Origin of the sequence: Hymenobacter jeollabukensis (assembly GCF_005771675.1) — a bacterium.
Lineage (GTDB): Bacteria > Bacteroidota > Bacteroidia > Cytophagales > Hymenobacteraceae > Solirubrum > Solirubrum jeollabukense.
Window position 1 is genome coordinate 358196 of the sequence record NZ_VAJM01000005.1, and the last position, 19143, is coordinate 377338.

The following is a 19143-nucleotide window of genomic DNA, read 5'->3' on the forward strand; positions in this document are numbered from 1 at the left end:
TGCGCTGTTCGGACGACTGACTTTCACAACGTACAACTAATGATTGCTCTCGGTATCCTACTGGCGCTGGTGCTTCTGCTGGTCGTTTTCGGCCTCCTGTTCCGGCTCCAGATTCTCACTTCCATTTTCTCGGGTAGCTACGTGCGCCAAGTTGGCCTCAGCAACCGGGTAAATGCCATCCTGATGTTGGTATTCATGGTGGTTGGTATGGCGGCTTTCGCCTACTCCTTCATCGCCAACTTCGACAAAATGAATCCGCCGATTGCGTCGGTGCATGGTCTCCACACGGAGCGCATGTTCTGGATTACGATGATCATCATTGGCATCGTATTCGTGCTGACGCAAGTGGCCCTGTTCGTGTACTCGTACAAGTACCAGTACCGCGAAGGCCGCCGCGCTTTCTTCTACTCGCACAACAACAAGATCGAAGTTATCTGGACGGTGATTCCGGCCATCGTAATGGCGGGTCTGGTGTTCGGCGGCTGGAAGGAGTGGACCAACATCATGGGTCCGGCCCCGGCCAACTCGGTAGAGCTCGAAATCATGGGCAAGCAGTTCAACTTCCTCGTGCGCTACCCCGGCCGCGACGGTAAGCTGGGCCCGATCAACTACCGCTTGATCGACGCGACCAACGAATTTGGCTTCAACCTGAATGACCAGCGCAGCCTCGACGACTTCACCGCCGGTGAGGTGCATGTACCGAAAGGCGTGCCTGTGCTGCTGCACATCCGTTCGCGCGACGTGCTGCACGCCGTGTACTCGCCCCACTTCCGGGTGCAGATGTACGCCGTGCCGGGCATGCCCACCAAGTTCTGGTTTATCCCGACCAAGACAACCGACGAAATGCGGGCACAGACGGGTAACCCGAACTTCAATTTCGAAATTGCCTGCAACCAGATCTGCGGCCGTGGTCACTTCGCCATGAAGTCGACCATCATCGTGGACGAGCCGGACGACTACGTAGCCTGGTATGCCCAGCAGAAGCCGTTCGCTGAACAGAACCCCGACGTACTGGCTGCCTTCAAGAACAAGAAGACGCCGGTGATTGAAGAGGTGCCCGCCGCTACCACGGCTGCGCCTGCTGCGACGGAAAAGGCTCAGGCCGCCCTCTAACGTAACTTAACGCACGCTTTTCTGATGGCTGCAACTAATATTCCGACGGGCGGTGCCCACGCGCAGGAAGCGCCGCACGTGCAACACCACGCCGCGGGTGACCACCACGACGAGCACGACCACCACGACCAGCACTGGCTGTTCAAGCACGTCTTCAGCCAGGACCACAAGGTCATTGCCAAGCAATTCCTGATTTCGGGTATTGCCTGGGCCTTCATTGGTGCCACGCTCTCGACGCTGTTCCGAATTCAGCTCGGCTGGCCCGAGGCGCAGCTGACCTGGCTGGAGCCGCTGCTGGGCCGCTGGGTGGAAGGTGGTAAGCTCAACCCCGAGTTCTACCTTGCCCTCGTGACCATGCACGGCACCATCATGGTGTTCTTCGTGCTGACGGCGGGTCTGTCGGGTACGTTCTCGAACTTCCTGATTCCGCTGCAGGTAGGGGCCCGCGACATGGCGTCGGGCTTCATGAACATGCTCTCGTTCTGGTTCTTCTTCGTGGCCGGCGTTATCATGTTCATCTCGCTGTTCCTCGAAACTGGCCCGGCTTCCGCTGGCTGGACGATTTACCCGCCGCTGTCGGCGCTGCCGCAAGCCATTCCGGGTTCGGGCGCGGGCCAGACGATGTGGCTGGTATCGATGGCGCTGTTCATCGTATCGCAGCTGCTGGGTGGGGTGAACTACATCACCACCATCATTAACCTGCGCACGGCCGGCATGTCGATGGCCAAGCTACCGCTGACCATCTGGTCGTTCTTCCTGACGGCTATCCTGGGTCTGCTCTCGTTCCCGGTACTGTTCTCGGCTGCCTTGCTGCTGATCTTTGACCGTTCGTTCGGTACCTCGTTCTTCCTGTCCGACATCTACATCGGCGGTGAGGCGCTGAACCACGTGGGTGGTTCGCCCATCCTGTTCCAGCACTTGTTCTGGTTCCTGGGGCACCCCGAGGTGTACATCGTAATCATGCCCGCCATGGGTATCGTGTCCGAGGTACTGGCCACGAATGCCCGCAAGCCCATTTTCGGCTACCGCGCCATGATTGGTTCGCTGATCGGCATCTCGCTGCTGTCGTTCGTCGTGTGGGCTCACCACATGTTCGTGACTGGCATGAACCCCTTCCTCGGGTCGGTGTTCATGTTCTTGACGCTGATTATTGCCGTGCCTTCGGCCGTGAAGACCTTCAACTGGCTGGCAACGCTCTGGCGCGGTAACATCCGTTTCACGGCCGCCATGCTGTTTGCCATCGGCTTCGTGTCGCTATTTGTATCGGGCGGTCTGACAGGTATCATCCTTGGCAACGCCGCGCTGGACATTCAGATGCACAACACCTACTTCGTGGTAGCTCACTTCCACTTGGTAATGGGTTCGTCGGCCTTCTTCGGCATGTTCGCCGGGGTGTACCACTGGTTCCCCAAAATGTTCGGCCGCATGATGGACGAGAAGCTCGGCTACGTGCACTTCTGGCTGACCATCCTGGCTGCTTACTTGGTGTTCCTGCCGATGCACTACGTGGGTATTGCCGGCTTCCCCCGCCGCTACTACGCTTACACGGCTTACGAGACGTTCAACCAGTTCGGTGACCTGAACACGTTCATCTCGATTGCCGCCATCATGGCATTCTTCGCGCAGTTCATCTTCCTCTTCAACTTCGTATACAGCATCTTCCGCGGCCGCCGCGCTACGGAAAACCCCTGGAACTCGACGACCCTGGAGTGGACGACGCCGGTGGAGCCCGGTCACGGCAACTGGCCCGGTGCTATTCCGGCCGTGTACCGCTGGCCCTACGACTACAGCAAGCCCGGCGCGCCCGAAGACTTCATTCCGCAGCATATCCCGTACTCGCAGACCGTTTCGTCGAACCTGCCGTACGAGAAGGAAATGGAATAGTCCTAAGCGGACAAACCTCTGGAGAAGGAGCCCCAAAAAAGGGGCTCCTTCTTCTTTTTCAGCCGTTTCCGTCGGACCTTTGCGGCGCGAAACACTGTTGGAAACTCTGATGGAAATACCTGCTTTTGTCCGCCGCTTCCGCACGACGGCGACGCTGACGGTGGTGGCCGTGTACGTGCTTATCCTGGTCGGTGGCATCGTGCGCAGCACCGGCTCCGGCATGGGCTGTCCCGACTGGCCCAAGTGCTTCGGGCAGTGGGTGCCGCCCACCGATATCAGCCAGCTGCCGTCCAACTACAAGGAGGTGTACACGGCCCAGCGCGTGGCCAAGAACGAACGGCTGGCCAAGACACTGAGCAAGCTGGGGTTTGCGGAGGTAGCGGCTAACATCTTCGCGCACCCTACGCAGTACATCGAAACCGACTTCAACCCCACTAAGACCTGGATTGAGTACCTGAACCGCCTCACCGGCGCGCTGATTGGCGTGTTCATCTTCGCCACGGTGCTGGCCGCCTGGCCCTACCGTCGCCGCGACCCGGCTATCTTCTGGGTGGCGGTGCTGAGCTTCATCACCGTAGGCGTGCAGGGCTGGCTGGGCTCCCTGGTAGTGTCGACCAACCTACTGCCGGTGATGGTGACCATTCATATGGCCCTGGCGCTGGTGCTGGTGGCTTTGCTGATCTGGGCCCTGGTGCGGGCCGACAACGCGCTGCCACGCGAAGCCCAAGGCGCGCCGCTGGCTCCGGGCATGACCATTGGACTAGTGGTGCTGGTACTGCTGACGTTTGTGCAAATCGTGGTAGGCACGCAGGTGCGGGAGGATATCGACATGATTGCCTTCGGGCTGAACTACCTGCACCGGGAGCAGTGGATAGCGCAGCTGGGCGGGGCATTTACCGTGCACCGCGTCTTCTCGGCGCTGCTGCTGTTAGTGAATCTCTACGTGGCCCTAAAGCTCTACCAGACGGGCGTGGCGGCGCTCGAGCGGCTGGCTACGGCCACGCTGGTGGTTATCGGCCTGGAAATCTTGGCGGGGCTGCTGCTGGCCTACTTTGCCATGCCCGCGCTGGTGCAGCCGATTCACCTCACGCTGGGCACGCTGCTGTTCGGGGTGCAGTTTCTGCTGCTGGTGCGCTACTGGCAGGCGCTAAAAGCCAGCCACACAGCCCGGTTTCCGGCTGTTGTTGCGTAACTTTGCGGCCCGATTTGGAGCCGAACGGCCGGCTTGACTGTTTTTGCTGCTGATGACCAAGGCCAGGGCCTATTTCCAACTTCTCAAGTTTCGCCTGTCGCTGACGGTGGCGTTTTCGGCGGCTGTCGGCTTCATGCTGGGCCAGCACGAGTTTGCCTGGCGCATCCACTGGGCCGGCGCTGTGCTGGTGATGCTAGGCGGCCTGCTCGTCACGGGCTCGGCCAACACCATCAACCAGATCTACGAGAAGGACCTCGACAAGCTGATGAAACGCACGGCCAAGCGGCCGCTGCCCACGGGTGTGTTGTCCGTGACGGAGGCCTGGGTATTCGTAGTCATCACGGGCTTGGCAGGGCTGCTGCTGCTCGGGCTGTATTTCAACCCACTGACGGCCGCCGTTTCGCTGCTCTCACTGATTCTCTACGGCTTCATCTACACCCCGCTCAAGCGCATTTCGCCCATCTGCGTGGCCGTAGGAGCCATTCCCGGCGGGCTGCCGCCAATGATTGGCTGGGTGGCCGCCACCGGCATGATAACCCAGGAGGCCTGGATTCTTTTCGGCATTCAGTTCATGTGGCAGTTTCCGCACTTCTGGGCCATTGCCTGGGTGCTCGACGAAGACTACCATAAGGCCGGCTTCAAAATGCTGCCCATGGCCGGTGGTAAGGACTTGGCAACGGCCTTTCAGATCATGACCTACACCCTGATTCTGATTCCGCTCAGCCTGCTGCCGTTCTACTTCGGCATGACCAACCACATCTACCCGATGGTAGCGGCCATCTGCGGCGTGCTGTTCTTGATGCAGACCTTTTACCTGATGCGCACTGTTAGCAAAAAGGCCGCTATGCGCATCATGTTCGGCTCTTTCCTCTACCTGCCCATCGTGCAGATAGCCTTAGTGCTCGACAAAATGTAACCAAATGGTCGAATGGCTAAACGGTTAATTGTTGACCGTTCTGAAACGACAGCCATTTAGCCATTCCACAATTCAACAAGTAACATGCATCCTTCCGAGACTTTGAATAACAAGCAGGTCGCGCTGAACGTGCACCCGCTGCGCTTCCTGCTCTGGCTGATGATTATCAGCATCACCATGATGTTTGCCGCTTTCACCAGCGCCTACATCGTGCGCCGGGGCGAGGGCAACTGGCTGGAGTTTGACATGCCCGCCGGCATGCTCATCAATACCGTCATCATTCTGCTGAGCAGTGCGACGATTCAGTGGGCATGGTTTTCGGCCCGCAAAGACGAAATCGGCCGCGCGAAAATGCTGCTGGTCGTCACCTTCGCGCTGGGCGTGGCCTTCCTCATCGGGCAGTACCAGGTGTGGGGCGAGCTGGTGCAAAACAAGATTTTCTTCGGCGGGGCCGACAGCAATCCGGCCGGCTCATTCGTATACGTGCTCACGGGCGTACACGGCTTCCACTTAGTTACTGGCCTGATCTTCCTGACGATACTGCTGGTAAAGGCCTTCCGCTACAAAATCCACTCCCGCCAGATGATGGCCATGACCAACGGCACCATCTACTGGCACTTCCTCGGCGGGCTTTGGTTGTACTTGTATTTGTTCCTACTTTTGAACCACTGATTTCGCCTTTTTTCCGCTCCTTATGGCCAACCCGACCACGACGCTGACGAACTCAGCGTCCTACGAAGCTCCGCGTAGCGGCACCTGGGACGGCGGTAACGAACCCTTCAAGGTCAGCTATGGTAAGCTGATGATGTGGTTCTTCCTGCTGTCGGATGCTTTCACGTTCGCAGCGTTCCTGACCACCTACGGCATGGTGCGTCACCGCCACCTTGCCTACACGGGCACTGCCGCTGACTTCAAATTCAGCACCACCTACTGGCCCATTCCCGAGAAGGTGTTCAACGCCTTCCCCGGCCTGCACGGCATGGACATTCCGCTGGCCTTCGTGGCCCTGATGACCATGATTCTGATCGTGTCGTCGGTGACGATGGTACTGGCCGTAGAGGCTGGCCACCGCATGGACAAGAACGACGTGCAGAAGTGGCTGCTGTGGACGCTGCTGTTCGGCGCCATGTTCCTCGGCTGCCAGGCCTGGGAGTGGACTCACTTCATCACCGGTTCGGAGCACGGCCTGAAAATGGCTGACGGCTCGATGGTGTACGGGGCCAACCTGCAGGTGAACGAATACGGTCCGGTGCTCTTCGCCGACCTGTTCTTCTTCATCACCGGCTTCCACGGTACCCACGTATTCTCGGGCCTCTGCCTGCTGACCTACGCCTTCATCGCCACCACCAACGGTACCTTCCACAAGCGCGGCCACTACGAGATGATCGAGAAAATCGGTCTGTACTGGCACTTTGTGGACCTGGTGTGGGTGTTCGTCTTCACCTTCTTCTACCTGATCTAATTGGTGAAATAGTGAAATGGTGAAATGGTGAGTTTGATGTTCCAACATCCTCGCTATTTCACCATTTCACTACTCACCATTTCACTATTTCACCGCTCATGGCTCACCACGCTCCCGAACACGAGTACACCGCCGACGGCCACGCCGTGCACGGCAAAGCCAACGTTAAGCCGATTCTGAAGGCCCTGGCCTGGATTGTGGGCATCACCGCCTTCGAATTCCTGCTGGCCTTCACCATGGAGGCCAGCACCCTGCGCAACAGCATCTTCATCGTGCTGACCATCTTCAAGGCCTTCTTCATCGTGGCCGAGTTCATGCACCTGCGCCACGAAACCAAAGGCCTGATCTGGTCGATTCTGGTGCCGATGGCCCTGCTGATCTGGCTGCTGGTGGCCCTGATTACCGAAGGCAGCGCCGTTGGCGAAGCCATTTTCGGCGCCGCTCACTAAGTAATGCGGCCGCAACAGGTTCTCATCCTGGGCCTCCTGCTGCTTGCGCCCGTACTGGCCTTTTTCTTCCTGTACGGGTTTGGCACCAACCATTTCGCGCTGCCCACTTACTACCCAGACCGTGTGGATTCCACGCAGGCAGGGGGAAAGTGGCAGCGCGATACGGTTTTTCACCGGGTAGGTGATTTTCGCCTGCAGACGCAGTCGGGCCAGTGGCTGACCCAGCACGACCTCGACGGGGACGTGTACGTGGCCAGCTTTTTCTTCGCCACCTGCCCGCAGGTGTGCCCCCGGCTGAATGGGCAGCTGCAGCGCGTGCAGGAGAAGTACCGCAAGGAGCCGCGCGTGAAGCTGGTGTCCTACACCGTCGACCCGCAACACGACTCGGTGGCGGTGCTGGCCGAGTACGCCAAGCAGTACGGCGCCCTGCCCGACAAGTGGTTTTTCCTGACCGGCCCCAAGGACAGCATCAACCGCCTGGCCCTGCAGGAATACAAGGTAACGGCGCCCGGCCCGGCTATGATTGCTGGCACGCCCGGGCTGGTGCACAGCCAGCGCCTGCTGCTCGTCGACCGCGACAAGCACATCCGCGGCGTGTACGACGGGATGGACCCGAAGGAAATCGACCGACTGATGACCGAAATCCGCATTTTGCTTTACACCTATGACCACGAATAACGCGGGTCTGAACTCGGCTCCGGCCACGCCGCGCGCCTACAAAATCGGGATGCTGGCCCTGGGCCTGATCATTCCGGTGGCGGTGGCGGTACTCTACTACTTCCCCAACGTATTCCGTATCGAGGGGGCCGACGTGAGCTTTCTGCCGGCCGTCAATGCTGGCCTGAACTCGCTGACGGCGGTGATGCTGCTGCTGGGCTACTACTTCATCCGCAACAAGGACGTGGTGAAGCACCGGACGGCCATGGGCACGGCCTTCGTGCTGGGCGCCGTGTTCCTGGTGTCGTACGTGGTGTACCACTCGCAGGCCGAAACCACCCGCTTCGGCGGAGAAGGGCTGATCCGGGGCATCTACTACTTCCTGCTGCTGACGCACATCGTGCTGGCGGCCGTGACGGTGGGCCTGGTGCTCTTCACCCTGTACTTTGCCCTGACCAACCAGTTTGCCCGGCACCGCCGCCTGGCCCGCTGGACCTTCCCGATCTGGCTGTACGTATCGGTAACGGGCGTCATCGTGTACTTCATGATTGCGCCGTACTACGCGCATTAGGTGGTAGCGCGAACTGAAAGTTCGCGCTACATTCTTCGGAACTCTGTCCCCCTGAAGCTGTTGAAAGAGGTATGAAAAAGACATTGACCGCGCTGCTGCCCTTGTGCTTTTTGCTGCTGCTGGCGCTGAGCCCGCGCCTGAGCCTGGCCCAGTGCACGCTCTGCAAAACCAACGTGGAGGCCTCGCGCACCGAGAAAGACGGCTACGACATTTCGGGCCTGAACAAGGGCATCCTCTACATGATGGCCGCGCCCTACATCCTGGGCGGCACGGTGGCCTTCTTCTGGTACCGCAACGTGCGTCGCAAGCGTCAGCCGGCGCCGGATGCCCGCTAAGCCAGCGGATTCGTCGGCGGGACTGGCGCTGCTGCGGCTGCGCTGCCCGCGCTGCCACGCGGGGCCGCTGTTTACGCATTCGGCCCTGAGCCTGACGAAGTTTGACGAGATGCCCGACAGCTGCCCGGTGTGCGGGCAGCACTACGAGCCCGAAACCGGTTTCTACTGGGGCGCCATGTACATCAGCTACGGCCTGGCCGTGGGCGTGGTGTTCGTGGCCGGCATGCTGACCTACTTCCTCGGCCACGACCCGGCGACCTGGGTATACGTGAGCGTGGTGGCGGCCTGCATGATTCTGCTCACGCCTCTGCTGTTTCGCTACGCCCGTGCCCTGATGCTCTACGGCTTCGGTGGTATCCGCTACGACCCGATGGCCGCGCCGCGCCGTTCCGCGTAAACCACCCGACTGTTTAAATGCCGCCTGCTGGCGGCATTTTTGCTTATTGCCGAGCCTACTCTTCGCAGCAGGCCCTTGACCTCACCACTACTCGTCCGACCCCGCTCCCCGTTCGTGACCAAGCGTTTCCTCCCGCTGGGGCTGTTGCTGCTGGCTTTGCTGTGTTTTCTGGGCGCTTACCTGAGCAACCACGCGGCCGCCCCCGGCGTACTGGTGCGCACCGACGTGGCCCGGCTGCAGCAGCAGCTGACGGCGGCCGAGCGGCGGGCCGAGCAGGACGTGGAAACGCTAGCTGTGCAGCTGCTGCGCGGCCAGGGCAGCTTTGCCACGCTGCAGGCCGCCGCGTACCCCACCTTCGTGTTTCGCAATGGGCAGCTGCTGTACTGGTCGGAGCACACCATGCGGCCGGAGGTGGCCAACGTCGGGCAACCCTTCCGCGACAAGCTGGTGGAAATGCGCTTCGGCAGCTACCTGGCCATCCGGCGGCCGGCGGGGCCCTTCGTCATCCTGAGCTACGTGCCGCTGCGGCGGAAGTACGGCATCAGCAACCGCTACCTGCGCGAAGGTGGCCGCGTGCTATTCAAGGGCCTCGACCTGAGTCTGGTGCCGAATGCGCAGCGCAACCCTGACCTACCGCAGCTGTTTTCGCACGACGGGCACTACCTGTTCTCGCTGCGCAGCCTGCAGCCCGACCCCATCACCGGCAAATACCTGCCCTTGGCGTTGCTGTTGCTGGGCACCGGCTTCTACGTAGCCGCCTGGCTGACCTGGGCCCGGCGGCTGTTTCGGCGGCGGCAGCCCTGGGCCGGCGCGGCGGCGGTGGTGCTGCCGCTGGCGCTTTTCCGGGCCGTGCTGCTGCATTTCAACCTGCCCTTCGCCTTCATCGAGCTACCGCTGTTCGACCCCAAGCTGTACGCGGCCTCCTGGGTGTCGCCCTCGCTCGGCGACCTGCTCATCAACGCCGCGCTGCTGCTCATCATTACCTGGTACGCGCTGCTGCTGTTTCGGCGCTACGGGGTGGCGCGCTACGTGCGTCGCGTGCCCGGCCCTACCGGGCGGCTGGTGGTGGCCAGCTTGGCCTGCCTGAGCTTTTTCGGCGGCCTGCTGATGCTTTACTCGTTCTACCTCAGCTCGGTCAGCAACTCCCAGCTGGTGCTCGACGTGACGCAGAGCATCCAGTTTTCGGGCTTCAAGCTGCTGCTGTGCCTGGCCGTTGTGCTGCATTCGGGCAGCTACTTCGTCGGCTTCTGGCTGCTCACGCAGCTGTACCTGGCCGCCGTGCCGGCCGAGCCGCAGCCGGTGCGCCTGCTCGTGCTGGGCGCGGCCACGCTGCTGGTGCTGCCGGTGGCGCTGGCCCTGGGCGAAACCACCGGGGTGCTGCTGGGGCTGACGTTGCTGTTCTTCCTGGTGTTGCGCGTGGCCTCGCTGCGGCGGCTGGCGGGCGTGCTGCCGTTTCGGGTGGTGGTGTTTTTGTTTCTGATGCTGGGGCTGAGCGCCAGCGTGGGCTCGTTGGCCCTGTACCAGCACTTCAAGGAGCAGCTGATCCAGAACAAGCAGCGCCTGGCCGGCAACCTGCTCGTGGATAACGACCTGCAGGGCGAGTTTCTGCTGGCCGAGCGCGCCCACGACATTGCCGCCGACGGCGTCATCCGCACGCGCCTGGCCAACCGCTTCGCCAGCCAGGACGTGGTGCGCCAGAAAATTGCCAAGTATTACCTGCGCGGCTACTTCGATAAGTACGAGGTGCGCGTGAGCCTCTTCGACGGGCAGGGCCAGCCGCTCAACGAAGCCGACGGCGTGCTGTCGTTGGCCACCACGCGGGCCCAGCTGCTGCGCCAGGCCACGCCCACCGACCTGCCCGACCTCTACCTGGTCCACGGCAGCACGTTTTTCGACTCGCGGCGCTACGTGGCCTTCGTGCCGGTGCCCACCGTGGCGGGCAACACCGCCACCGTGCTGCTGGAGCTGACGCTCAAGAAACTCACCGCCAACAGCGTGGTGCCCGAGCTGCTGGTCGACCAGAAATACTTCCAGCCCGGCCTGGGCAACGAGTTGAGCTACGCCGGCTACGAAAAGGGCCGTCTGGTGTACAGCGAGGGCGACTTCGACTACGTGAACGAGCTGCCCGCCGCGGCCCTGCGCGACCCGCGCCTGTACGCCGACGGGCTGGTGCTGGGCGGCGCCCATCATTTCGGGGTGAAAGGGCCCCAGCAGCGCACCGTGGTAGTGAGCACGCCCACCTACGCGGCGGCCGAGTGGCTGGCCAACTTCTCGTTCTGGTTTTTGCTGCACCTGCTGGGCGGGGGCTTCGTGCTGCTGCTGCTGTTTGCCCTGCGTAACCCGCGGCGGCGCTGGTTCCGCACCACTTTCTCGGCCAAAATTCAGCTGTTTATGACGGTGGGCATCCTCGCCACGCTGCTAGTGGTGAGCCTGGCCACCGCCAGCCTGTTTACCGACAGCTACAAGCGCGACCTGCGCCGCAGCTACGAGCGGCGCGGGCAGCTGGCCCAGGCCAGTATCCTGCGCCAGCGCAGTCTGCTGGCCGACTCCACCAGCCGCGGCCGTCTCGGCCAGCTGGCCGAAAACGTGTCGACGCTCACCGAAACCGACCTCAACCTCTACGATGCCCGCGGCGAGCTGCTGGTGAGCAGCCAGCCGCTCATCTTCGAAGCCGGCCTCATCAGCACGCTGATGAACCCTGAGGCCATCATTGCCCTGGCCGAGCGCGGGCAGCCGCGCATTCTGCTCACGGAGCGGGCTGGTTCCCTGTCGTTCAACACGCTGTACCTGCCCATCCGGGCGCAGTCGGCCTCGCCGGGCGGGGGGGCGGTGCTGGGCTACGTGGGCATTCCGTTCTTCGATTCGCAGAAGGACCTGAACACCAAGCTCACGGAGCTGACGACCACCATCCTGAACATCTTCACGGTGATGTTCATCGGCTTTCTGCTGCTGACTTTCGTGGCCACGCGGGTGCTCACGCGGCCGCTCAAGCTCATCACCGAAAAGCTGCGCCACACCACGCTGACGGGCAACAACGAACCGCTGGCCTACGAATCGAACGACGAGCTGGGGCTGCTGGTGCGCGAGTACAACACCATGCTCCACAAGCTGGAAGACAGCAAGCAGGAGCTGGCCATGCAGGAAAAAGAGGCCGCCTGGCGCGAAATGGCCCGGCAGGTAGCCCACGAAATCAAGAACCCGCTCACGCCGATGAAGCTCAGCCTGCAGTTCTTGCAGCGGGCCCTGACGGAAAAGCGCGGCAACCTGGAAGAAATGATTGGCCGCATCTCGCAGACGCTCATCACCCAGATCGACGTGCTGACGGACATTGCCACCTCGTTCTCGAACTTCACCAACCTGCCCGCCATGCGCCCCGAGCGGCTGGCCATTGCCCAGGTGCTGCGCCGCTGCGTGGCCCTGCACCAGCACGTGCAGCTGGAAGTGGGGCCGGGCGCCGAGGACGCCAACGTCTTCGCCGACGAAAACCTGCTGGTGCGCACCTTCAACAACCTGCTGCTGAACGCCCTGCAAGCCATTCCGCAGGACCGCACCGCCGACGTGCGCGCCCGCGTAGAGCTGCCCCAGCCCGGCACCGTGCGCATCAGCATCCAGGACAACGGCAGCGGCATCGATGAGGACGTGCGCGACCAGGTGTTCCGGCCCAACTTCACCACCAAGGAAACCGGCTCCGGCATCGGGCTGGCCGTGGCCAAGCGCGGCATCGAAAGCTCGGGCGGCCAGGTGTGGTTTGAGACGGTGGTAGGGGAGGGCACCACGTTCTTTATCGAGCTGCCGCAGGCGCCGGGGTAAAGGAGGGTAAGAGTTTAGAAGTTTGTGAGTTTAGGAGGATAAGAGTTGGGGAGTGGAAGACGTGAAAATTAACTCTTGCCTTCACAAGCTCCTGCCCTCTTAAACTATTGCCCTTTCCCGACGGGATTTTTCCGCCTGGGCACGACGTTAGGCCAGCCGGGCGTTACTTCGTCCTGCCAAGTCGCCCGACCTTGCCGCGCTCTATGCCGCATTCCTTACGCCTGCTTGTTCGCTCCCTGCTGCTGCTGGCTTTGCTGGCGGGTGGCGCCGTGGGCGGGTGGGCGCAGCTGCGGCCGGGCGCGGTGCCTTCGTCGCGGCGCTGCGCGTGGGTGCGCGTGCCGCCGGGGCGTGATACCACCGAGTTCAGCCTGGCCGATACGCTGACGGTGGTGCCCTCCTCGGTATCGACGGACGGGCGCAGCGTGGCCTACGACGCCCGGCGCGACCGGTACCGCATCATCTGGCCCAGCAGCCGGGTGGCTTCGCCCGAGCCGGGCCAGCCCGATTTGCGCCTGCCGACCAACCGGCCCGACTCGGTGCTGATCTGCTACCGGGTGCTGCCGGTGCGGTTGGCGGCGCCGCGCTTCCGCCGCCCGCGCAGCCTCATGGACTCGCTTAGCTTCGAGAGCCGGCCGTTTACGGGCTACGCCGACCTGGGGCGGCAGGAGCAGATTCTGGCCACGCCGGGCATCAACAAAACCGGCTCCCTGACCCGCGGCATTTCCTTCGGCAACGCCCAGAACGTGTTCGTCAACTCCGCGCTGAACCTGCAGCTGGAGGGCAAGCTCACCGACAAAATCAACCTGACGGCCGCCATCAGCGACCAGAACGTGCCCTTTCAACCCGAGGGCAATACCCAGCAGCTGCAGGAATTCGACCGCATCTACGTCACCCTCACGCACCCGAACTGGGCCCTCACGGCCGGCGACGTGGTGCTGCGCAACAAGCCCGACTACTTCCTGCGCTTCTACAAAAACGTGCAGGGCGCCGCCGGCGACCTGTTTCTCGGCCAGCAGCTCGGGGCCACCACGGCCGCGCCCGGCGCCCTGCTGCCCAATCCGCTCAACCCCATTCCCATCGGCCCCGGCAGCCCGGGCGTGCCGCCGTACCCGGGGGCCTTGTCGGGCATTCCGGGCGGCTCGCCGGCCAATAATCCGGTGACGACGGTTACGGCCAGCAGCACACCTACTCGCTTGGAAAAGGCCCTGGGCGGGGCGGTGCGCAGCTCCACCACCGTGGCGGCGGGCGTGGCCAAGGGCAAGTTTGCCAGCGTCACCGTCGAGCCCATCGAGAACGTGCAGGGGCCCTACCGCCTGCGCGGGCCCAACGGGGAGCAGTTCATCATCATCCTGGCCAACTCCGAGCGGGTGTACCTCGACGGCCGCCTGCTCGTGCGCGGCTTCGACAACGACTACGTCATCGACTACAACACGGCCGAGCTGACGTTTTCGCCCCGCCACCTGATTACCCGCAACTCCCGCATCCGCGTCGATTACGAGTACTCCGACTTCAACTACGCCCGCTCGCTCTACCACCTGAACCACTACCAGGAGGCCGGCCGCCTGCAGGTGCACGCCAACTACTACCGCGAAGCCGACAACCCCGACAACTCGCCCAACCTCTCGCTGACCGACGCCGACCGCGTCTTGCTGCGCAACATCGGCGACAACGTGGGCCTGGCCGTGACCGGCGGGGCCGACTCGGTGGCCTACGACCGGCGGCAGATTCAGTACAACCGCGTGCGCTTCACCGACGCGGGCACCGGCACCACCCGCTGGATTTACGCGCTGCTCACCGACTCCACCCGCGGCGTGTACAACGTGCGCTTCACCGACGTGGGCCAGGGCGCCCTGGGGGCTGATTACGTGCTGAGCACCGACCCCACGCGGGTCAACGCCAACGGCCGCGTCTACGAGTTTGTGGCCCCAGTGGGCGGCATCGCGCAGGGGCGCTACCGGCCCGAGCGTCTGCTGCCCACGCCGCTGGAAAAGCAGGTCGTGTCGGCCGGCGCCAGCTTCCGCGTCGATTCCACCACCACGGTGTTTGTCGACCTGGCCTCCTCCAAGCTCGATCTGAACCGCTTTTCGCCCGAAGCCGACGAGGGCCAGGCCATGCGCATCGGCTACGTGATGGAGGGCCGGCCCATCGGGGGCGGGCTGAGCAGCTACCGCCTGCCCGACGGCCGCCCGGCCTACGCCCGCCGCGCCGGGTTGGCCGGGCAGCTGCAGGGCTACCGCCTGCGCTCGGCCCTGGACTACGAGTACACCAGCCGCCGCTTCGCGCCCATCGACCGCTACCGCGACATCGAGTTTGACCGCAACTGGAGCACCGCCGCCACCCAGCAGAGCAACGCCACCGGCGGGCGCATCTCGCGCGAGGACAACATCTTCAACTTTTCGCTGGGCCTGGTGCGCGACGTGAACAACAGCATCAACTACCGCGTGAGCCGCCGCTACCGGGCCGGCGAGGTCAGCGGGGTACAGCACTGGCTGGACGCGGCCCAGCGCGTGGGCGACGTGGAGCTGCGCGGCTCCCTGTTTCTGCTCGGGGCGGATGCCGGCCGCCGCCGCAGCTCCTGGACGCGCGGCGAGGCGGCCGTGCGCTACCTGCGCGGCCCGGTGCTGCCCGGCTACGCCTACCGCTTCGACAAAAACCGGGTGCGCCTGCCCTCCGGCGACTCGCTGAGCACCGCCAACTACTTCGACGAGCACGCCCTGTTCCTGACCAGCCAGGACAGCGCCAAAACCAAGTTCCGCCTCGACTACACCTTCCGCCGCGACCAGACGCCCGCCGCCGACCTGCGCACCCTGCAGCAGCGCGGCCGGGCCCAGACCTGGCAGGGGCAGATCAGCACCAAGCTGGGCAAGTACCAGGACCTGAGCCTGCTGGCCACCTACCGCGACCTGGCCGCCCGCGACTCGGCCCGGCAGCGCACCGCCCTCGGGCAGCTGGGCTGGAACGTGTCGGTGCTGCAGGGGCAGGTGCGCTCCGAGCTGACCTACAACGTGGCCACCGGCCGGGAGCCGAAGCGCGACTACGTGTTCATCCCGGTGCCCGCCGGGCAGCAGGGCCAGGGCACCCACTACTACGCTGGCGACCTGAACGGCAACGGCCGCCAGGACAAGGAGGAATTCCTCGAAGCCGCCACGCCCGACGCCGTCTACCGCACCCACATCAAGGTCTACCTCTTCACCGATACCTACGTCACGGCCTTTACCAACCGCTTTGCCTACCGCCTCACGCTGGGCGCCCCGCGCCAGTGGCGCGACGCCAAGGGCTGGCGCGCCACGGCCGCCCGCTTCAGCGCCGTGAACACCGTGAACCTGGACCGCCGCACCACCGAGCGCGACCTGCTGGCCCGCCTGAACCCCTTTGCCTATCAGACCGCCGACCAGCAGCTGCTGTCCCTGAGCAAGCTGCTGCGCAGCACCCTGTACTTCAACCGCTCCAGCCCCGTGTTCGGCGCCGAGCTGACGGTGCAGCAAACCCAGCTCAAGACCCTGCTGGCCCAGGGCTCCGACACCCGCAACCTCGCCAGCCAGGGCCTGCTGCTGCGCCGCACCCTCACCACCGGCCTTACCAGCCGCCTCGCGGGCACCCGCAGCATCCGCGAAAACCGCAGCAGCTACCTGCTGGAGCGCAACTTCCTGCTGGAGCAGTACGAGCTGGAGCCCGAGCTGAGCTACCAGCCCACCGGCATCTGGCGCTTCACCGGCAGCTACCACCGCACCACCAAGCGCAACACCCTGCGCCCCACGCCCGACCCCAGCACCCCGCTGGCCCGCGGCGTGTTCGACGAGCTGAGCGTGGAAACCCGGGTGAGCCAGGTGGGCAAGCGCACCCTTTCCGGCACCGCCAGCCTGGTGCGCGTGGGCTTCAAGGGCACCGAAAGCTCGGTGGTGGGCCTGGAAATCCTGCAGGCCCTGCGCCCCGGCAACAACCTGACCTGGAACCTGAACCTGGAGCAGCGCCTCAGCAACGGCCTCAACATCACCCTCAGCTACGACGGCCGCAAACCCAACGGGCTCAACGTGATTCACACCGGGCGCATGCAGGCGGCAGTGTTGTTTTAGAAGGAATTAGGTATACATTACCCCCATCTAATCACTCTTAATTCTTTTCAGCTTATGCGTACGTTTTGTTGGTGAGGTGGATGGTGGCGGTGGTATTGTTGCTCGGCACGGCGCAGTCCTGTACGGATGTGCCCGCCGAAATGGAAGAACAGCTGCAGGCCCGGGCCGGCAGCAGCAACCTGCAAAGCCTGACGGTAGCGGAAGCCCGAATGTGGTACGACAAGCCCTCGGACCCAGCCTACCCCCGGATGCCACTGGATCTGCGCTGGGAAAGTGCCCAGGTGCTCAGCGACGAAGAGCGCGACTATGTGGTGGTGCCCATCGTCGAATCACTGATGGTTTTTGACGGCGACTACCAGGGCTACCGCCGGCTGGTCATCAGCAAGCAGGCGGACGGCGAACCTACTGGCCGCATCGTGGAGCTGGTCTTGAAGGAACAGGTCCGGCCCGCCTCGGAAGTAGACACTTTGGCCCGGGACGTGTACCGTCGGCACATCGACGGCGGCTGGTACACCGATACCAGCCTGAATGGCCTGGTGGCCTTTTACAACAAAGACAACCTGTTCATCAGCGGCAAGGGCTACGTCGACGGCGTAGCCACGGAAGATGCTTGGCTGAATTTTACGCTGGAGTCGGAAACGCCCTACGGCGAATCGCAGCGTCTGTCATGCTTTAAAATGGTCATACACATGACCACTAGTGCAACAGATGTCATGGTCATTCCGGTCTGCTATGTGTATGGCGGTAGTGAAAACCCAGGCGGTTATGGTGGGGTTGGATCTAACCCGGGCGGGCAGAACCCGGGTGGGTATCCTAGCGGTGGTGCTGGCTCTGGCTCAGGGGGCACGCCAGTGAATTCAGGTGGAGGGGGATTTGGTGGGAATGCTTCTGTAACGCAAATAATTGTTGATCCAACCATTTTGAATGATCCTAAAGCCAATTGTATATATAATAAAATTGCAAATAATAATAACTTTAATTTGTTGTTAAATAATTTTAGGAATACAACGAATTATAATGTGCGTTTTGCTCTAGGAAATGTAAGTCCTTTCACTGGGACTACAAGGTGGAATTATAATACCAGAACGGCGGAAGTAACCATTGATGCAAGTGCTCTGAGTTATCAGCATGCTATATGGGGTGCAGTAACATTCTTCCACGAAGCTTTTCATGCTAACCTCCAGCAGCACGCTATTTCGACGTTTAGCAATTTTGAATTGACGACATGGCCTAAGCCAATTAATGATATGACGCTTCAAGAGCTGGTAGCATCCGTAGATGCAAGTGCAGCTAAGGATCAGGCATGGTCAACAGCTACCCATAACTTTATGGCTAATCATATCCAGATTATGGCTGATGGGCTACGAGAATTTGTGCAGAATAATTATCCGCAAACCTACGCGCAAATAGGTAATAACCCCGAGGCTTATAAAGCCTTGGCATTTATGGGCCTTGAAGGAAGCAGGGAATGGACTGCTATGTCTGCTGTTGATCAGCAACGGTATCGGAATTTTATGAATGATTTCGTAACAGTTGAGCGTCATGATTGCCTGTAATCGTATGAAAATCAAAATTTCATTATGTACGGCTATTTTGCTGACGCTGGTATGCTTTTTCTTGCGTCAGCCAAGTTGGAGCACAGCTTATCAGAATACTGAGGAAATAAGATTCGCACTCTATCACCGTGAATACGGTGATAGAGTGCTCAATCAAGGCCCAGGCAAACCTCCACGCATTATTCCTTACATTAAGGATGGGTACCCGATTGTTTATGTATTGTCAAAAATTGAGTTATCTATATATAAAATTGCGGAAAAACAAAAATATATTATTTACACAAAAAAACTCAACGAAAAACAGGCTAAGGAATTCAAAGAGTATTTTGCTAAAACGGATGTAACATCACTTGCTGGCTCCAGCATTGCTGCATCAGTGGATGATGGATTTCAGGTAGATGTTACGGTCAGTAAAGCAAATAATATCACTACCTTTAGATGGAGCAACGTATATATAAAGCCATTGGTTGAACTGTTAGACATTGCTAATGTATTGTCACCTAATGAGTTTCGGTTTTACAAGCCCAGTGATAAAAGCCTGTTTGTCGAACAACTGCGGAAGAACTCGCAGTAAGCCACATTGCAACGCAATAGCTGCTTATTAGAGTTCTTGCGCCAACGTTGTATGAATAGTCTGTTGCTTGCCCTATTGTTAGAGCCTGTTGGGGAATTGAGGATGAGGCAAAAGAAAACGAGCCAGTAAGTTGCGGCAGGAGTTCCTAGGCTCC

15 protein-coding genes are annotated in these 19143 nt (G+C 61.4%); all 15 read left to right on the forward strand.

Annotation, left to right across the window (positions count from 1 at the left end; translation table 11 throughout):
* Positions 1 to 39 precede the first annotated feature (39 nt).
* The 15 genes from FDY95_RS13680 (at position 40) to FDY95_RS13750 (ending at position 18989) form a co-directional block, all read left to right on the forward strand.
* Complete coding sequence (locus tag FDY95_RS13680) at positions 40 to 1113, forward strand: cytochrome c oxidase subunit II (RefSeq protein ID WP_138078359.1); 1074 nt, start codon at positions 40 to 42, stop codon at positions 1111 to 1113.
* Between the two features lie 24 nt (positions 1114 to 1137).
* Positions 1138 to 2997, forward strand: coding sequence for a cytochrome c oxidase subunit I (locus tag FDY95_RS13685; protein WP_138078361.1), 1860 nt, complete (start codon positions 1138 to 1140; stop codon positions 2995 to 2997).
* 109 nt (positions 2998 to 3106) lie between these two features.
* Complete coding sequence (locus tag FDY95_RS13690; RefSeq protein ID WP_138078363.1) at positions 3107 to 4189, forward strand: COX15/CtaA family protein; 1083 nt, start codon at positions 3107 to 3109, stop codon at positions 4187 to 4189.
* Positions 4190 to 4241: 52 nt separating this feature from the next.
* Entirely contained in the window at positions 4242 to 5105 is an 864-nt protein-coding gene (cyoE, locus tag FDY95_RS13695; RefSeq protein ID WP_138078365.1) for a heme o synthase, read from the forward strand.
* A gap of 84 nt (positions 5106 to 5189) precedes the next feature.
* A complete protein-coding gene (locus FDY95_RS13700; protein ID WP_138078367.1) occupies positions 5190 to 5777 on the forward strand; it encodes a cytochrome c oxidase subunit 3 in 588 nt (195 codons plus the stop codon).
* Between the two features lie 22 nt (positions 5778 to 5799).
* The gene (locus FDY95_RS13705) at positions 5800 to 6567 is read left to right on the forward strand and encodes a cytochrome c oxidase subunit 3 (protein WP_138078369.1); all 768 of its coding nucleotides are present in this window, start codon (positions 5800 to 5802) and stop codon (positions 6565 to 6567) included.
* Positions 6568 to 6665: 98 nt separating this feature from the next.
* Positions 6666 to 7016: a cytochrome C oxidase subunit IV family protein gene (locus FDY95_RS13710; RefSeq protein WP_138078371.1), complete on the forward strand. Its 351-nt coding sequence runs from the start codon at positions 6666 to 6668 to the stop codon at positions 7014 to 7016.
* A 3-nt stretch (positions 7017 to 7019) separates the two neighbouring features.
* Positions 7020 to 7694: an SCO family protein gene (locus FDY95_RS13715; protein WP_138078373.1), complete on the forward strand. Its 675-nt coding sequence runs from the start codon at positions 7020 to 7022 to the stop codon at positions 7692 to 7694.
* Positions 7681 to 8244 carry a DUF420 domain-containing protein gene (locus FDY95_RS13720; RefSeq protein WP_171025675.1) on the forward strand — a complete coding sequence of 188 codons (564 nt, stop codon included), beginning with the start codon at positions 7681 to 7683 and terminating at the stop codon, positions 8242 to 8244. The genes FDY95_RS13715 and FDY95_RS13720 overlap by 14 nt, the downstream gene beginning before the upstream one ends.
* Before the next feature lie 71 nt (positions 8245 to 8315).
* Entirely contained in the window at positions 8316 to 8579 is a 264-nt protein-coding gene (locus FDY95_RS13725) for a hypothetical protein (RefSeq protein WP_138078375.1), read from the forward strand.
* Positions 8569 to 8976 (forward strand): DUF983 domain-containing protein, encoded by a 408-nt coding sequence (locus FDY95_RS13730; RefSeq protein ID WP_246074032.1) that lies wholly within the window; start codon positions 8569 to 8571, stop codon positions 8974 to 8976. Before FDY95_RS13725 ends, FDY95_RS13730 begins: the two co-directional genes overlap by 11 nt.
* 114 nt (positions 8977 to 9090) lie before the next feature.
* Positions 9091 to 12786: a sensor histidine kinase gene (locus FDY95_RS13735; RefSeq protein WP_138078377.1), complete on the forward strand. Its 3696-nt coding sequence runs from the start codon at positions 9091 to 9093 to the stop codon at positions 12784 to 12786.
* A 203-nt stretch (positions 12787 to 12989) separates the two neighbouring features.
* The gene (locus FDY95_RS13740; RefSeq protein WP_138078379.1) at positions 12990 to 16859 is read left to right on the forward strand and encodes a hypothetical protein; all 3870 of its coding nucleotides are present in this window, start codon (positions 12990 to 12992) and stop codon (positions 16857 to 16859) included.
* A 140-nt stretch (positions 16860 to 16999) separates the two neighbouring features.
* The gene (locus FDY95_RS13745) at positions 17000 to 18415 is read left to right on the forward strand and encodes a hypothetical protein (protein ID WP_138078381.1); all 1416 of its coding nucleotides are present in this window, start codon (positions 17000 to 17002) and stop codon (positions 18413 to 18415) included.
* 4 nt (positions 18416 to 18419) lie between these two features.
* A complete protein-coding gene (locus tag FDY95_RS13750) occupies positions 18420 to 18989 on the forward strand; it encodes a hypothetical protein (RefSeq protein WP_138078383.1) in 570 nt (189 codons plus the stop codon).
* Positions 18990 to 19143 lie beyond the last annotated feature (154 nt).